The following is a 15827-nucleotide window of genomic DNA, read 5'->3' as shown; positions in this document are numbered from 1 at the left end:
CGGGCCGCGGCGCTATGAACCGGCCTGTCGAGAATGTCCGCCTCCAATCCCACCTTCAGCGCCGCAGCCTCCGCCGGCAATTGGCTCGCCAACCAACCCTATCTGCTGCTCTGCATCACCGCGATGTGCTGGGCCGGCAACGCCATCGTCGGCCGCCTCGCCGCCGGACATATTCCGCCGGTGACGCTGTCGTTCCTGCGCTGGTCATTGGCGTTTCTGATTGTTCTCCCTCTTGCGTGGAGACACCTCAAGCGCGACTGGGCCGCGATCCGAGCCGGGCTCGGCACCATGATTTTTCTCTCGGTTACCGGAATTGCCGCCTTCAACGCCCTGCAATACTGGTCGCTTGAACACACCACGGCGTTGAACACGCTGTTGCTGCAGTCGGCCGGACCGCTGTTCGTCGCGATGTGGTCGCTGGTGCTGTTCGGGATCCGGCTGACGCCGGCGCAGGCCGGCGGGATCGCGCTGTCGCTGATCGGCGTGCTGGTGATCCTGCTGCACGGCGACCTGACGACGCTCACCAGCATCGAATTCAACAAGGGAGATATCATCTTCACCGTCGCACTGTTGATCTTCGGCCTTTATTCGGTGTGGTCTCCGAAGCGTCCGGAGATTCATGGCCTGTCGTTCATCGCCTTCACCTTCGGATGCGGCGCGGCATGCCTCATTCCGCTGGTAATCCGCGAACTGTACACGCGCCCGGTGATGGCGCTCGATATGACGAACCTGCTGACGCTGTTGTACGTCGCGGTGTTTCCCTCGACGCTGGCGTATCTATGCTTCAATCGCGGCGTGCAACTGATCGGCGCCAATCGCGCTGCGCCGTTCTTCCATGTCGTGCCGGTGTTCGGATCGGTAATGGCCATCGTCTTCCTCGGCGAGCGTCCGCAATTGTTTCACATTGTGGGCTTTGCGCTGGTGATGGCCGGCGTGTTCGCAGCGTCCCGAAAGCCCGCGACCGCGGGTTAACGGAATTCCTTTCAGACGAGACCGACCACCCGGGATAAGCAGGCTAAAATCCTCCCGTTAGCGCATCATAGCAGCTTTCCGGGAGAGTTCGGCATCGCCGAGACCCTATTGATTTGGCGGCAAAATCATGTCGCTTATTCACCCCTGAAGACCTCCATCCAGGCGCAAAACCGGCGCCGATGGATATGAGGCAGGAGCCTGGGTTTGGCAGGGAAGAAAAACACCGTGAAGCCCGGCGCCGGGTTGGCCGCTCTCAAGCGCGCCAACGCCAGCCTGCAACGGCAATTGGACGAACAGATCGCCGGGCGCGAGAAAGCCGAAAGCAAGACAGTCCGGTTGACGAAAGACCTGCGCGCGGCCCGGTATGGTCAGGCCGCCAGCGCCGAAATCCTCCGCGCCATTGCCAGCAACTCAGGCGACGCCGACCGGTCGCTGCGCGAGATCACCAAGATCACCAAGCGCCTGTTCGCGGCCTCAAGCGTATCGATCTTTGTCGCCGGCGATGACGCGTGGACCCAGGTCATCCACGACGGTCCAAGCTCGAAACGTATCGGCGCCGAAGTCCCGGTGGCCCAGCTTCGCATTGGAAGTCACAGTCTGCCGGGTGCGACGTTCAGTGAAAACCGGCAGATTCACCTGCCCGACGTCAATAACGTCGATCCCGCGATTGCCGACTGGCCGGGCCTGGCTCCAGCACGTGCCGCGGGCAGCCGTACGATTTCCGGAACCCCGCTCCGGCGCGCCGCTAAGGCGATCGGCGTTCTCATCGTGCATCGCGACCGGCTGGCTCCGTTCACAGCCGGAGAGCTTGCGTTGCTGCAAAGCTTCGCGGATCAGGCAGCCATCGCCATCGAGAACGCGCGGCTGTTCAATGAAACGCGAGAGGCGCTGGAGCGGCAGACTGCAACGGCCGACATCCTCAAGGTGATCGCCTCCTCGCCATCGGACGTAGAGCCGGTATTCGAAGCCATCGCCGAAAGATCGAACCGGCTGGTCGAAGGCCTGTCGACCGCAGTGTACAGCCTCCGCGACGATGCGCTGCACTTGATGGCTTTCACGCGAACCAATCCCGAGGCCGATGCAGCCCTGCAAGCGTCGTTTCCGCGACCGATGTCCGAGGCTAGCTGGGGCGAGCAGATCCGCAATGGGGAGGTTGTCGAGATTCCTGACTTTGAAAGCACGATCGAAGCGGCCCAACAACCCGACTTGCGGGAAATGGCGCGGTTGCGCGGTTTCCGCAGCCTGCTGTTCGTCCCGCTGCTGCGCGATCGGGTCACGATCGGGATGATCAGTGTGACCCGCAGCGAGCCGGGTACATTTGCTCCCCATCACGTCCTGTTGCTGCAGACGTTCGCCGACCAGGCCGTGATCGCGATCGAAAATGTGCGGCTGTTCGACGAGGTGCGGGCGAAGACCCGCGACCTCACGGAAGCGCTGACCTACCAGACCGGCAGCGGCAATATCCTGAAGGTGATCGCTTCCTCGCCGACGGATGTCGGGCCGGTCCTGACGGCTATCGCCGAGAATGCCGCCGAACTCTGCGATGCCTACGATGCCGCAGTGGTGCTGCGAGATGGCGGTGATCTTCGTTTCAGCGCACATCATGGGTCGATACCGATCGGTCTGGAGAAATGGCCGATTAACCGCAACTGGACCGCCGGACGCGCCTTCCTGGATCGGAAGCCAGTGCATATTCACGACCTGCGCGCAGACGAAAATGCCGATTTATCGGACGGTCGGGAATTGTCGCTTCGCATGGGCCATCGCAGCATTTTGAGCGTGCCGTTGCTGAGCGAGAACGAGAGTATCGGTGCGATCGTGCTTCGCCGGATGGAAGTGCATCCCTTCAGCGACAAGCAGATCAGCTTGTTGCAGACCTTCGCCGATCAGGCGGTGATCGCGATCGGCAATGTCCGGCTGTTCGAACAAGTCCAGCAACGCACCAGGGAATTGTCGCAATCGTTCGAAGAATTGCGCACCGCCCAGGATCGCCTCGTACAGACCGAGAAACTGGCCTCGCTCGGTCAGCTCACCGCCGGTATCGCCCACGAAATCAAGAATCCGCTTAATTTCGTCAACAATTTTTCGGCGCTGTCGGCGGAATTGATCGATGAACTGAACGACGCGCTCAAGCAGGCAACGATGAACGAAAAAACCCGCGAGGAAGTCGACGAACTGACGAAGATGCTGAAGGACAATCTCGAAAAGGTGGTGCAGCACGGCAAGCGGGCCGATTCGATCGTCAAGAACATGCTGCTCCATTCGCGCGAGGGCTCCGGCGAGCACCGGCCCGCCGACATCAACGCGCTGCTGGATGAGAGCCTCAACCTCGCCTATCACGGCGCCCGCGCCGAGAAGCCGCAATTCAATGTCACGCTGCAACGTGACTTTGACGCGACGGCGGGCGCCATCGAGGTATTTCCGCAGGAAATCACCCGCGTCTTCCTCAATTTGATCTCGAACGGATTTTATGCCGTCACCAAGCGCAAGACGGATGACGGCGGTCCGGATTTTGAACCGGCGGTCATCGCGGCTACACGAAATCTCGGCGGCAGCGTGGAGATCCGCATCCGCGATAACGGCACCGGCATTCCGGATGCAGTGAAGGAAAAGATGTTCAATCCGTTCTTCACGACCAAGCCCGCCGGCGAAGGCACCGGCCTTGGCCTGTCGATGAGCCATGATATCATCGTCAAGCAGCACGGCGGCACCATCGATGTCGAGACCGAGCCCGGCCGGTTCACCGAATTTCGGATCGTGTTGCCGCGAACAAGCAGTCTTCAAGAAAAAAAGCGAGGTCAGTCGTGAGCGTTTTGGTACTGGTGGTCGATGACGAGCCGGACGTGGAAGCCTTGTTCCGCCAGCAATTCCGGCGCGACCTGCGCGCGCAGCGTTTCATGATGGATTTCGCGAACTCGGCGGCCGACGCGCTGGCCCGCATCGCGGGCACCATCGAGCAGTCGCTGATATTGATCCTTTCGGATATCAACATGCCCGGCATGACCGGTCTCGAAATGCTGCCCAAGGTCCGGGAATTGCGGCCCGAGGTTCCCGTCATCATGATCACGGCCTACGGCGACCCCGAAACCAAGCGCAAGGCGATCGAAGGCGGCGCGACTGGGTTGTTGACCAAGCCCATCGACTTCACGTTACTGAGGGAAGAAATCGACACCAGGCTGCAACAAGTAAATTGAGCGGCGATCAACGCCACTTGCGGGCACGAAGGAGACTACCATGAACGAGGCGACCCCGATTCAGGCGGCGAGGAATGTCGAACTCGGCGCCAGCGGCGAGGAATTCCAGAACCTGCACGAGTTCGTCCGCAAGGCGCGGGCCAACCTGCATCAGAACGCCTGGGATTATATCGTCGGCGCCGCCGAGACCGAAACCACGATGCGCCGCAACCGCATGGCGCTCGACGAGATTGCGTTCCGGCCGCGGGTGCTGCGCAATGTCGCCAGGGTCGACGCGTCGGTCGAAGTGTTCGGCCGCAAATTGCGCCTGCCGGTGATGCTGGCGCCGGTCGGCGCGCTCGAGAGCTTCGATCCCGGTGGCGCCGCCAGCGTCGCGCGCGCCGCAGGCTCGTTCGGCGCCGCCCATATGATCAGTTCGGTAACGGAACCGGGCCTCGAGAACGTGGCCAAGGCCGCGCCCGACGCGCTGCGCATCTTCCAGCTCTATGTCCGCGGCGACGACGCCTTTGTCGAGGATCACGTCAGCCGCGCCGTCGCAGGCGGATACACCGCGTTCTGCCTCACCGTCGACACCGCGCATTACAGCCGGCGCGAACGCGACATCGCCAAGCGTTATGTCCGCGCCAGCCGCGCCCGCTCCACCGGAGGCGATTTCCAGAAGGGGCTGGAATGGCGCACCGTGAAGCTGATCAAGGACAAGTACAAGATACCGCTGATCCTCAAGGGCATCGCCACCGCGGAGGACGCTGCCATCGCGCTCGATCACGGAGTCGAATGGGTTTACGTTTCGAACCACGGCGGGCGCCAGCTCGACCACGGCCGCGGCTCGATGCATGTGCTGCCGGAAATCGTCAAGGCCATCGCCGGTCGGGCCAGGATCATGGTCGACGGCTCGTTCTGCCGCGGCGCCGATATCGTCAAGGCGATCGCATCGGGCGCGGATATCGTGGGCATCGGCCGCCTGCAATGCTGGGCGCTTGCCGCCAAGGGCGAGGCCGGCGTGGTGCGGATGCTGGAGCTATTGGAGGACGAGGTGGTCAGGTCGCTGGGCCTGCTCGGCGTCACGTCTTTCGCGCAGCTCGACAAGTCCTATCTGCATCCGGCAACGGCGACCAACCTGCCCCACGTCTTCAGCGCCTTCCCGCTGCTGGAGATCGAGCCTTACAGGTATTGAGGGCGTCACCTTTCCCACGGGGAGAGGTCGAATTGCGAAGCAATTCGGGTGAGGGGTTGCGGTCCAACGATAGACTTGAACCCCCCATCCCAACCCTCTCCGTCTGGGAGAGGGGGCGCACCTTTCGTTCTGCTACACCCTACTCAATCTTGAATTTGCTGTACGCCTCGGCGGTCGCGATGATGAGGTGCTCGGCACAGCCGTTGCGGCGATGCGGATCGCTTCGGGTTTCGTAATCGTGCGACGTCATCATGTCGATGAAGGCGGCGACGGACGGATAGTACACCAGCGCCAGGTAATCCCAGTCATTGCCGTGCCGGGTCCCAAGCGCGACCGCCTTGGCATCGCCGGTCCACAGCAAGGTGCCGCCGCGCGCCTTGATCATCGGCACGGTCAGGGCGCTGTAGCGAAGATAGGCATCCCAGCCGCTGCCATTGCCGTCGAGCGAGCGGTCGAAGAACCGCATCAGGTTCACCATCACGACCGGCCCCTGATGTTCCAGTTGCTTGAGGCCTTCGATATTCAGCAAATCCACGCCCATTGACCGTCTCCTTGATCGCAGCGCCCGGGAACGCATTTTCAACTCCGGCGCCTTACCGGCTTCCGCTTTGCTTTCGGGCAGGCTAGCCTGTCCGGCAGGGAACCTGTCAAGAAACGCCGAAATCGAGAAGCAGTGTCAATTTCGCGTCGATAACAAGACCGAAAATCAATCGGGAGATGAAATGTCGAAGTTCAGGATTGTGACGCCGAAAGGCGCGAGTTTTACCGTCGCCGGTGGCGGCTATGGTTATGAGAAAGAGGCGCTCGATCCGATCGATGCCGAGATCGTCGAGGCGCCGGCCAACGAGGCGGAATTCATCGCCGCCGCGAAGACCGCCGACGCGATCTACGCCAAGGGCATGCCGATCACGAAAACCATCATCGACGCGCTGCAAAACTGCAAGGTCATCACGCTCGGCAGCGTCGGCGTCGACAGCGTCGACGTCAAAGCCGCGACCGCACGCGGCATTCCCGTCACCAACATCCCCGACACCTTTATCGAGGAAGTCGCCGATCACGCTATGATGCTGCTGCTGGCGGGTTTCCGCCGGCTGGTCGAACAGGACAAACTGGTGCGCACCGGCCGCTGGTCGGAGGGCCGTCCCGCCTTGCTGAAGATTCCTAGGCTGATGGGGCAAACGCTGGGCTTCATCTCGTTCGGGCGGGTGGCGCGCGCGGTCGCGAAACGCGCCGCACCGTTCGGATTGCGGATGATGGCCTACGATCCGTTCATCCAGGAGACGCTGATCTCCGATCACGGCGTGTTGCCGGCGACCTTGTCCGAAGTGCTATCGCAATCCGACTTCCTGTCGATGCACGCCCCTGCCCGGCCCGAAGTCCATCACATGCTCGGCGAGAAGCACTTCAGGCAGATGAAGCCGAACGCCATCTTCATCAACACCGGGCGCGGTCCGACCGTGGACGAAGAGGCGCTGATCAAGGCGTTGCAGGAAGGCTGGATCGCGCACGCCGCGCTCGACGTGCTGGAGAAGGAGCCGCCGTCGCACAACAATCCGATGCTGGGCATGGAGAACGTCACGCTGACGGCCCATGTCGCTTCGGCCTCGGCGCGTTTCGACGAGGCGCGCAAGCGGCGCGTCGGCTATGAATTGTCGCTGGTGCTGTCCGGCATGTGGCCGGTGAGTTGCGTCAATCCCTCGGTGCTGCAAAACACCTCGCTGCGCCGCTGGCAACCCGTCAGCATGGACCGCGGCCCGAACAGTTAGCAGGCGCCAACAAGACGGTTCCGGTCGCGATCGGGCGCGGTCAAGGAATAAGCCTCTCGTATCCTAAAACGCCAGCGCCTTGGCCTGCTTCACCTGCGGCAGCGCCTGCACCTTGGCGAGCACCTCCGGCGGCACCGCGCCGTCGACCTCGACCAGCGCGATGGCGTCGCCGCCCTGTTTGGTTCGGCCGAGATGGAAGGTCGCGATGTTGATTTTGGCGTCGCCGAGCAGGCCTGCGAAGCTGCCGATGAATCCGGGCTTGTCCTCGTTGGTGACGTAAATCATCGATTTGCCGAACTCGGCGTCGACCCGGATGCCCTTGATGTCGACCAGCCGCGGCTTGCCGTCGGCATAGACCGTACCCGACACCGATCGCTCCTGCCGCTCGGTGGTGACGGTGACCGTGATCAGGCTTTCGTAGTCGCTCTGCGCCGCGCGCACGATCTCGTCGACCACCATGCCGCGCTCCTTGGCGACGACCGGCGCCGAGACCACGTTAACGTCGCCGAGCATCGGCCGCAGCAGCCCCGACAGCGCCGCCGAGGTCAGCGCCTTGATCTTCATCTCCGCGACGTGACCCTCATAGGTGATCTGCACCTTCGCGATGCCGGTCTCGGTGAGCTGGCCGGCGAACGAGCCGAGCTTTTCGGCAAGTTCAATGAACGGCCTCAGCTTGGGCGCCTCCTCCGCGGTGATCGACGGGAAGTTGACCGCGTTGGAGATCGCGCCGGACAACAGATAATCCGACATCTGTTCGGCTACCTGCAACGCGACATTTTCCTGCGCCTCGGTGGTGGCGGCGCCCAGATGCGGCGTGCAGATCACATTGGGATGACCGAACAGCACGTTGGAGGTGGCGGGCTCCTCGACGAATACGTCGAACGCCGCGCCTGCGACATGGCCGGAATTGAGCGCATCGACCAGCGCCTGCTCGTCGACCAGTCCGCCGCGCGCGCAATTGATGATGCGGACGCCCTTCTTCATCCTGGCCAGCGCCGCCGCGTCGATGATGTTGCGGGTTTTGTCGGTCAGCGGCGTATGCAGCGTGATGAAATCGGCGCGCTTCAACAGGTCGTCGAGTTCGACCTTTTCGACGCCGATGTCCTTGGCGCGCTCCGGCGACAGGAACGGATCGTACGCGATCACCTTCATCCGCAGGCCCAGCGCGCGGTCGGCGACGATCGCGCCGATGTTGCCGCAGCCGATCACGCCGAGCGTCTTGCCGGTGATCTCCACCCCCATGAAGCGGTTCTTCTCCCACTTGCCGGCCTGGGTCGAGGCGTCGGCCTGCGGAATTTCGCGCGCCAGCGCCAGCATCAGGGTGATGGCGTGTTCGGCGGTGGTGATCGAATTGCCGAACGGCGTGTTCATCACGATGATGCCCTTGGCCGTGGCGGCGGGAATCTCGACATTGTCGACGCCGATCCCGGCGCGGCCGATCACTTTCAGCCGCTTTGCCTTCTCGATGATTTTCGCCGTGGCCTTGGTGGCGGAGCGGATCGCGAGGCCGTCGTAATCGCCGATGATCTCGGCGAGTTTTTCCTTGTCCTTGCCGAGATTGGGCTGGAAATCCACGTCGATGCCGCGGTCTTTGAAAATCTGCACGGCGGCCGGCGACAGCGCGTCGGAAATGAGAACTCTGGGTTTTGTCATTTTGTGTTCCTCTGCCCTCCAGCGGGAGGGTTGGCGCCAAGCGCCGGAGTGGGATGATATCTTGGGGAGATTACTTCTCCTCGCCCCGCGCTTGCGGGGAGAGGGTCGGGGTGAGGGGCATCTATCGACGGGTGCGGTGCTCGAAACAGCCCCTCACCCGGCGCTGCGCGCCGACCTCTCCCCGTGAAGAACGGGGAGAGGTTAAGGGAAAACCTATGCCGCCTTGGCGAGCGTGGATTTGGTTTTGGCGAAGGCCCAGTCGATCCACTGCGTCAGCAGTGCTACGTCGCCGGCTTCCACCGTGGCGCCGCACCAGATGCGCAGGCCCGGCGGCGCGTCGCGGTAATGCGCGAAATCGTAGCCGGCGCCTTCCTTCTCCACCAGGGCGACCAGCTTCTTGGCGAAATCCGACTGCGCATCCAGCGTCAGGGAGGTGATCGCGGGATCGATCACCTTCATGCACACCGAGGTATTGGAACGGATCGCGGGGTCCTTTGCCAGGAAATCGATCCACGGCGTTTTCGCTTTCCAGTCCGCCAGCACCTTGGTGTTGGCGTCGGCGCGCGCCATCAGGCCCTTGAGGCCGCCAACCGATTTGCCCCAATGCAGCGTGTCGAGATAATCCTCGACGCACAGCATCGACGGCGTGTTGATGGTTTCACCCTCGAAGATGCCCTGGTTGAGCTTGCCGCCCTTGGTCATGCGGAAGATTTTCGGCAGCGGCCATGCCGGCTTGTAGCTTTCCAGCCGCGCCACCGAGCGCGGGCTAAGCACCAGCATGCCGTGGGCGGCTTCGCCGCCCAGCGCTTTCTGCCAGGAAAACGTCACCGCATCGAGCTTGGCCCAGTCGAGCTTCTGCGCGAACGCCGCCGAGGTCGCGTCGCAAATGGTGAGGCCTTCGCGGTTGGCGCCGATCCAGTCGGCATTGGGGACACGCACGCCGGAAGTGGTGCCGTTCCAGGTGAAGACGATGTCGGTTGAGGGATCGGCCTTGCCGAGATCCGGGATTTCGCCATAGCCGGCATGCAGCCTAGTCACGTCCTTGAGCTTGAGCTCCTTGACGATATCGCCGACCCAGCCCTCGCCAAAGGATTCCCACGCGATGGTGGTGACGGGCCGCGCACCCAACAGCGACCACAGCGCCATTTCCACCGCACCGGTATCGGAGGCCGGCACGATGCCGATCTTGTAATCGGCGGGCACTTCAAGCACTTCGCGCGTCAGTTCGATCGCGAGCTTGAGCTTGGCCTTGCCGATTTTCGCACGATGCGAACGGCCGAGGGCGGCGTCTTTGAGATTTTGGGCGTTCCAGCCGGGGCGCTTGGCACAGGGGCCGGAGGAAAAATGCGGCACATTCGGCCGCAAAGCGGGCTTCGCTGCAGTCATGATCTATCCTTCCAGATAGTAGCCTCCCGTTGGGGGGAGGTGTCCCGCCGCGGTGATTAAGGGAATCGCCCGGGATCGTCAAGGAACTTTGGAAGGATCCGGTGTGATAGCTGACCCGCCATGCGTTTGCGCCGATGGTTGCGCCGGCGTTTGCGAATCCAGCAGTTCAGCCGCATCGGTGACCAGCCGTGCGGCTCTGCGCCGGCTTGCGACTTTCAGGACGCTCTTTTCATCGGCCTGCACGACATATTCTCTGCCGATACGGACAATCGAATAGTTTCTCATGTTCGGTCCCCAAACCGCCCCAGCCCTCCGGGGACAGTCAGCGTGCCACGAAAGACGCCGAGCAAAAATTACGAAAGATCGGTTAGTTTATCGCCCGTTAACCGGAACGAATGCCGAAACCCGTTTCGCAACAGACGCAAGGGCGATGCCGATTGGCGATGGGCAAGCCTGATCAAAATCGCATCGTCATGCCGACATGGCTCGCCTGAAATCCCAGCCGCAGGTAGAACCGCTGGGCATCGACGCGGGTTTGATGGGTCAACAGTTCGACCAGCTTGCAGCCCTTGACCCTGGCCTCGGCAATGGCCCATTGCACCAACTGCTCGCCGATGCCGCGGCTGCGGCAATGGCTGGCGACGCGAACGTCCTCGATCAAAGCGCGCGAGGCGCCTTGCGAACTTATTCCCGGCAGGACGCAGAGCTGCAGGCAGCCCACGACGGAACCGCCGCCCTCCTCCGCGACCATCAGCTGGATGTGCGGATTCTGTTCGAGCCTGTCGAACGCCAGGAAATAGGACGATGGCAGCGGATCCTCGAGCCGTTCCCGCGCGCGGCCGAGCGGATCGTCCGCCAACATCCGCACGATGGCGCCGACATCGTCGCGGCGGGCGCGCCGGATGGTAACCGGAGAAGTCGCGGCCATGATCGCTCCAGTCAGTGCGCCGGCGTCAGCCCGAGAGACCGTTCGGTCTCGCCGATCCAGCGCCGCACGGCGGCATAGCCGTCGAGGTGAAAGCCGCCTTCATGCGCCAGCCTTGTATAGGCCAACAGCGAGACGTCGGCGAGGCTGACGCCTTCACCGACCAAAAATCGGGTCGCGGCGAGTTGCTGTTCCATCCGCGCCAGCGCCGCGTAGCCACGCTTGACCTTGTCGGGATCGAGGTCGGAGGCCGGCTTGCCGAGATAGAGCATCTGGTAGCGGCAGACCGCGATATAGGGCTCGTGGCTGTACTGTTCCCAGAACAGCCATTCGTCCATCTTCGCCGCCGCAAAGGCGTCCGCTGGGATCAGATCGCTACCACGGGCCAGGTAGCGGATGATGGCGTTGGATTCCGCCAATACCCGCCCGTCGTCGAATTCGACGACCGGAACCTGACCCGCATTGTTGAGCTTGAGGAATTGCGAGGTGCGGGTCTCGCGTTTGAGCGTATCGACCGCGATCCACGTGTAGGGCAGCCCGAGCCGGTCGCACACCCATTTCACCTTCAGGCAATTGCCCGATTTGGCATCGCCATGGATTTTCATCGATTGCGCGGGCTCCCGGACCGGAGCGGCATCGGACCAGCCGGGTCATTGCCTGTCAAGGCGGTGTCTCGCCGGCGAGGATCGGAACCGGTCACCGATCGGAATTTGTAGCCGATGCCGTCGCGCGCCAGAATCGGTTCGCCAACTTCACGATTGATTAACGTTAACAAATCATAATCGCCGCCAGTTGAGTGCCGGCAGGAGCGTTTGATGCGTCGATTTTTGATGGCTGTAGTGACGTTTGGAGCTGTGGGCACCGCGCAGGCTGCGGATATGCCCGACTTTCTGCGCGGCAGCGTCCCCGCCGATCAGACGCCGACCCGAAACTGGGATGGATGGTATGCGGGCGGCCAGGTCGGCTATTCAGCGGCAAACATCGATTTCCGCAAAAGCCTCCAGGGCCTGACCAACTTCATTTTTCGCGACACGGTGCTCGAGGATCCGACCTCGCAACTGTCGGCGTTAAGCAGGGCCAACCCGCATACCGCCGGATTCGGCGGTTTCGTCGGCCGCAACTACCAATGGGACGACCTGGTTTTCGGCGTCGAGGCCAATTACAGCTACCTCAACGGGCTCGCAGGCTCGTCCACCAGCTCGATCGGGCCGCTTTTATTCGTCAATCCGAAGGGCGAAACTCCGCCTCCGAACACCACCGATACCTATGCGGTAACGCTGAGCGGAACCGCCGCGGTGCACATCAAGGACGTGATCACGCTCAGGGGCCGCACAGGCTGGGCGACCGGCAATTTCCTGCCCTATGTATTCGGCGGTGTTGCCGTTGGCCGTATGGACGTCTCGCGCTCGGTGACAAGCTTCGTAACCAAGGAGCAGGACGTCACGACCACCAACCTCGGCGTCACGACCACGGTATTCGGCCCGCCGGTTATCATTCCGTCGTTGACGACAACCGTTGGCCAGGAACGCCCCAACAATTTCGTGGTCGGCTGGACCGGCGGTCTCGGCATGGAATACATGTTGTGGAACAACGTGTTCATGCGTGGCGAATGGGAATATATCAGGTTCCTGTCGGTCGAAAATACGTCGGTGACGATGAACACCGTGCGAGCGGGAATCGGCTACAAGTTCTGACGGCGATGTTTCCCACAAGGACAAAAACACAGACCGCCCTTTCGGGGCGGTCTTTTGATTTGTGCGGGAGTTGGCCACCGGTGTGGTGGCCGGTCGATCGACAAACGGTCCCTGCGATCGCTGGCTTTGACGAATCGCCGTCTGCATCGGGGTTCGGTAGTCGCGGCGCGATCTTCCCTTGCTGCTCAGGGACAGACGCATACGCCTGAGCCCGGCGGTGTGCAGCCGTTTACACGTTTCCCGCTCGCGGCATCCAGCATGCCCCTAAGGACGCTGCAGTCCTCTCGGAATCGAGCGCCGGCTGATTGCTCGGCAACGCGAGACCTGTCACCACGCCCAAATGCAGGCTTGTCGGGCGCCGCGAATGCCGGGGGTCTCGGGCAGCTTAAGAATGCCTGCTTGAAGCGGTCCAGCGTAACGCTGCGGTCAGGTTGGCGTCACCATCGTCCCGCTGGCCGGATCCCGCCACCTTGCAGTTGGTCCGCGAGGATTCCCCGCCTTGCGCCGGCACGGCCACATTCGCTCCGAATCGCCCGCGCGGCGCAAAACGAAACGGCGCGGGAAAATCCCGCGCCGTTAACAACCATTAACAGGTAGCTCGATCAGCCCTTGCGGATCAGCGGCGGCGGCGCGTAGACCGGCGGGCTGTTCAGTTCCCAACGCAGGCCCAGCATCACGTCGTTGGAGGTGATGTTGTTGAACGAGAACGGGGCGTGGGTGGTGTTGGTCACTTGATCGAAAGAGTTGGTCGGGCCGGTCATGCCTTTACCCATATCGACGTAGCTGTAGGCAAGCTCCAGCGTGAGGCCAGGACTGACCTTGTAGGCAAGACCCGCATGCAGCGCCCAGGCGAAATTCCACTGCGAAGCCTGACCGGCATAGTTGAAGCTGTGAGCCTGAGCCGGGGCGAGAGTTATGAAATCACCGGTGTCGGTAAAATTGCCGATCGATACCCGCGACGTACCGACACCGGCGCCGATGAACGGCGTGATGCACCACCAGGTACCGAGATCGGCATAGGCGTTGGCGAGAAAGAGAAGTTCCGACTTGGTCGCGGTATAGTTGTCAGTCCCTACAAAACCGGCCAACGGACCGGTTCCGGTGATGACATCGAGGCCGGTGAAATTGGAGTTGCCGCGGTATTGACCGGTGACATCCACCCTGAACCAGTTGTTGAACCGATAACCGACGCCCGCGTCGAAGATTCCGGCGCTACCGAAACCGCTGGTCTGCGTGACCGCCACGTTGTTGTAGGCGGCGGCGTTGGTGTCGAGAACCTTCTTGACGTTCTGATTGCTGAAGCCAATATCGCCGCGAAGATACCATCCGCCGAAATCCTCGATCGGAGGCGGCGCATATGACATCGGCGGCGGCATGATGGAAGGCATGTCCGCGGCAAACGCCGCCGACGACAACAGGGATGCCGCTCCGGCGGCAACGATAGACTTAACGCTACGCATTGGCTTCGTCCTTTTGTCCGGTGAGGCAGACAGCGGAGGCCCCACATCAAAAAACTCACGGTCGGACGATGGCACCAAATGCTTAAGCGTCGCTTAACCCTAATTTTTAAGGTTGATAATCTGTGACTATTTTTCCAGGCGAGGAAGCCGGCCCGCGCAAAAATGGCGGAATCGCCACAATCACTAACAATACGTTGACAAAATCCGCAAAGAGCCTCTGCCCGGGCCGTCCGCGTCAGTGCGCGGACCTTGGCATCTTCGGCAGGAATATCGCGAGCAGCCCGATCGCCGGCAGGAATGCGCAGACCTGATAGACGAATGCGATGCCGGTATGGTCGGCGACCTTGCCGAGCACCGCGGCGCCGAGACCCCCGATGCCGAAGGCGACGCCGAAGAACACGCCCGAGATCATCCCGAACCGGTGCGGCATCAACTCCTGCGCGAACACGATGATCGACGACGTGGTCGACGAGATGATCAGGCCGATGAACACCGTCAGCACCGCGCCCGTGACCAGGCCGGCGTGCGGCAGCGCCAGCGTGAACGGCAGTGCGCCGAGGATCGAAAACCAGATGACGTATTTGCGGCCGAACCGGTCGCCGATCGGTCCGCCGAAGAACGCCCCGATCGCGTTGGCGGCCAGAAACACGAACAGATAGAGCTGGGCGGCCTGGGTCGAGACCCCGAATTTGTCGATCAGGTAGAACATGTAATAGCTCGACAGGCTGGAGACATAGAGCTGCTTGGAGAACAGCAGCGCCACCAGCACCACCAGCGCGATCATGACGCGGCGCGAACTCGGCGCGTCCGGATGCGGCTGGGGCGCAGCGAACTTCCTCGCCGCGATCTGCGGCCGGTACCAGAGCCCGATCCGCCACAGGATGATGATCGCCAGGAATGCGATCGATGAAAACCAGGCGATGCTCGGTTGCCCGAACGGCACCACGATCGACGCCGCCAGCAACGGGCCCATCGCGGAGCCGAAGCTGCCGCCGACCTGGAATACCGACTGCGCGAAGCCGTAGCGCCCGCCCGAGGCCAGCCGCGCGATCCGCGCCGATTCCGGATGGAACACCGCCGAACCGAGCCCGACCAGCGCCGCCGCAACCAGAATCACAAGATACTGGTGCGCGATGCTGAGCAGCAGCAGCCCGAAAAAGGTCGATCCCATGCCGACGCAAAGTGAAAACGGCTGCGCCTTCTTGTCGGTGAAATGTCCGACCACCGGCTGCAGCAGCGAGGCGGTGAACTGGAACGCCAGCGTGATCAGCCCGATCTGCGCAAAGTCGAGCGCATAGTTCTCTTTCAGGATCGGATAGACCGATGGGATCAGCGATTGCATGGTGTCGTTGAGGAAATGCGAGAAGCTGATGCCGCCCAGCACGATGTAGGCCGGGCCTGCCGCGGCCGCCCTGGCCATGGAACCGGACGTCACAACCGGCACCATCATCGGCGCACCCAGAGCTTCTTCGGAGACGACAACAGGCTTGTTCAAGGGATGCTTCCGCAAAAGATTCGCAAACGCCGTGACCGGCACTTCCTACGATGCCGACGCCGCGCCGACCAGCAACAATCGATAATGGCAGCGATGCGCTCGGGTGCG

The 15827-nt window shown here is 62.2% G+C and carries 14 protein-coding genes; 6 read left to right on the top strand and 8 right to left on the bottom strand.

Features of this window, described 5'->3' with window-relative positions; translation table 11 throughout:
* The first annotated feature begins 33 nt into the window (after positions 1–33).
* The 4 genes from E7813_RS19360 to E7813_RS19345 all read left to right on the top strand — a co-directional run bounded on the left by E7813_RS19360 (position 34) and on the right by E7813_RS19345 (position 5340).
* On the top strand, positions 34–972 hold the full coding sequence (locus E7813_RS19360; protein ID WP_291576625.1) for a DMT family transporter: 939 nt from the start codon (positions 34–36) through the stop codon (positions 970–972).
* Positions 973–1176: 204 nt separating this feature from the next.
* The gene (locus tag E7813_RS19355) at positions 1177–3780 is read left to right on the top strand and encodes a GAF domain-containing protein (protein WP_291576623.1); all 2604 of its coding nucleotides are present in this window, start codon (positions 1177–1179) and stop codon (positions 3778–3780) included.
* Positions 3777–4166: a response regulator gene (locus E7813_RS19350; RefSeq protein ID WP_291576620.1), complete on the top strand. Its 390-nt coding sequence runs from the start codon at positions 3777–3779 to the stop codon at positions 4164–4166. The genes E7813_RS19355 and E7813_RS19350 overlap by 4 nt, the downstream gene beginning before the upstream one ends.
* Before the next feature lie 40 nt (positions 4167–4206).
* Entirely contained in the window at positions 4207–5340 is a 1134-nt protein-coding gene (locus tag E7813_RS19345) for an alpha-hydroxy acid oxidase (RefSeq protein WP_291576618.1), read from the top strand.
* A 139-nt stretch (positions 5341–5479) separates the two neighbouring features.
* On the opposite strand, the gene E7813_RS19340 is transcribed toward E7813_RS19345, so the two are convergent.
* A complete protein-coding gene (locus tag E7813_RS19340; RefSeq protein ID WP_291576616.1) occupies positions 5480–5881 on the bottom strand; it encodes a DUF1330 domain-containing protein in 402 nt (133 codons plus the stop codon).
* A gap of 181 nt (positions 5882–6062) precedes the next feature.
* On the opposite strand from E7813_RS19340, the gene E7813_RS19335 reads away from it, so the two are divergent.
* A complete protein-coding gene (locus E7813_RS19335; protein ID WP_291576613.1) occupies positions 6063–7106 on the top strand; it encodes a C-terminal binding protein in 1044 nt (347 codons plus the stop codon).
* 63 nt (positions 7107–7169) lie between these two features.
* On the opposite strand, the gene serA is transcribed toward E7813_RS19335, so the two are convergent.
* The 5 genes from serA to E7813_RS19310 all read right to left on the bottom strand — a co-directional run bounded on the left by serA (position 7170) and on the right by E7813_RS19310 (position 11675).
* On the bottom strand, positions 7170–8759 hold the full coding sequence (gene serA, locus E7813_RS19330; RefSeq protein WP_291576611.1) for a phosphoglycerate dehydrogenase: 1590 nt from the start codon (positions 8757–8759) through the stop codon (positions 7170–7172).
* Positions 8760–8972: 213 nt separating this feature from the next.
* The gene (locus E7813_RS19325) at positions 8973–10145 is read right to left on the bottom strand and encodes a phosphoserine transaminase (protein WP_291576610.1); all 1173 of its coding nucleotides are present in this window, start codon (positions 10143–10145) and stop codon (positions 8973–8975) included.
* A 78-nt stretch (positions 10146–10223) separates the two neighbouring features.
* Positions 10224–10430: a hypothetical protein gene (locus tag E7813_RS19320; protein ID WP_291576608.1), complete on the bottom strand. Its 207-nt coding sequence runs from the start codon at positions 10428–10430 to the stop codon at positions 10224–10226.
* Between the two features lie 172 nt (positions 10431–10602).
* Positions 10603–11073: a GNAT family N-acetyltransferase gene (locus E7813_RS19315; protein WP_291576606.1), complete on the bottom strand. Its 471-nt coding sequence runs from the start codon at positions 11071–11073 to the stop codon at positions 10603–10605.
* Between the two features lie 11 nt (positions 11074–11084).
* On the bottom strand, positions 11085–11675 hold the full coding sequence (locus tag E7813_RS19310; RefSeq protein WP_291576604.1) for a glutathione S-transferase family protein: 591 nt from the start codon (positions 11673–11675) through the stop codon (positions 11085–11087).
* Between the two features lie 210 nt (positions 11676–11885).
* Between E7813_RS19310 and E7813_RS19305 the strand changes: the two genes are divergently transcribed.
* Positions 11886–12764 carry an outer membrane beta-barrel protein gene (locus tag E7813_RS19305; protein ID WP_291576602.1) on the top strand — a complete coding sequence of 293 codons (879 nt, stop codon included), beginning with the start codon at positions 11886–11888 and terminating at the stop codon, positions 12762–12764.
* 602 nt (positions 12765–13366) lie between these two features.
* Here the strand turns inward: E7813_RS19305 and E7813_RS19300 are convergent.
* Together E7813_RS19300 and E7813_RS19295 are read right to left on the bottom strand one after the other, a co-directional pair.
* Positions 13367–14224, bottom strand: a complete 858-nt coding sequence (locus E7813_RS19300; RefSeq protein WP_291576599.1) for an outer membrane beta-barrel protein — start codon at positions 14222–14224, stop codon at positions 13367–13369.
* A 235-nt stretch (positions 14225–14459) separates the two neighbouring features.
* Positions 14460–15719, bottom strand: coding sequence for an MFS transporter (locus tag E7813_RS19295; protein ID WP_291576597.1), 1260 nt, complete (start codon positions 15717–15719; stop codon positions 14460–14462).
* Positions 15720–15827 lie beyond the last annotated feature (108 nt).

Origin of the sequence: Bradyrhizobium sp. (assembly GCF_004799405.1) — a bacterium.
GTDB lineage: Bacteria > Pseudomonadota > Alphaproteobacteria > Rhizobiales > Xanthobacteraceae > Bradyrhizobium.
This window is presented reverse-complemented; position numbering and strand designations above follow the sequence as displayed.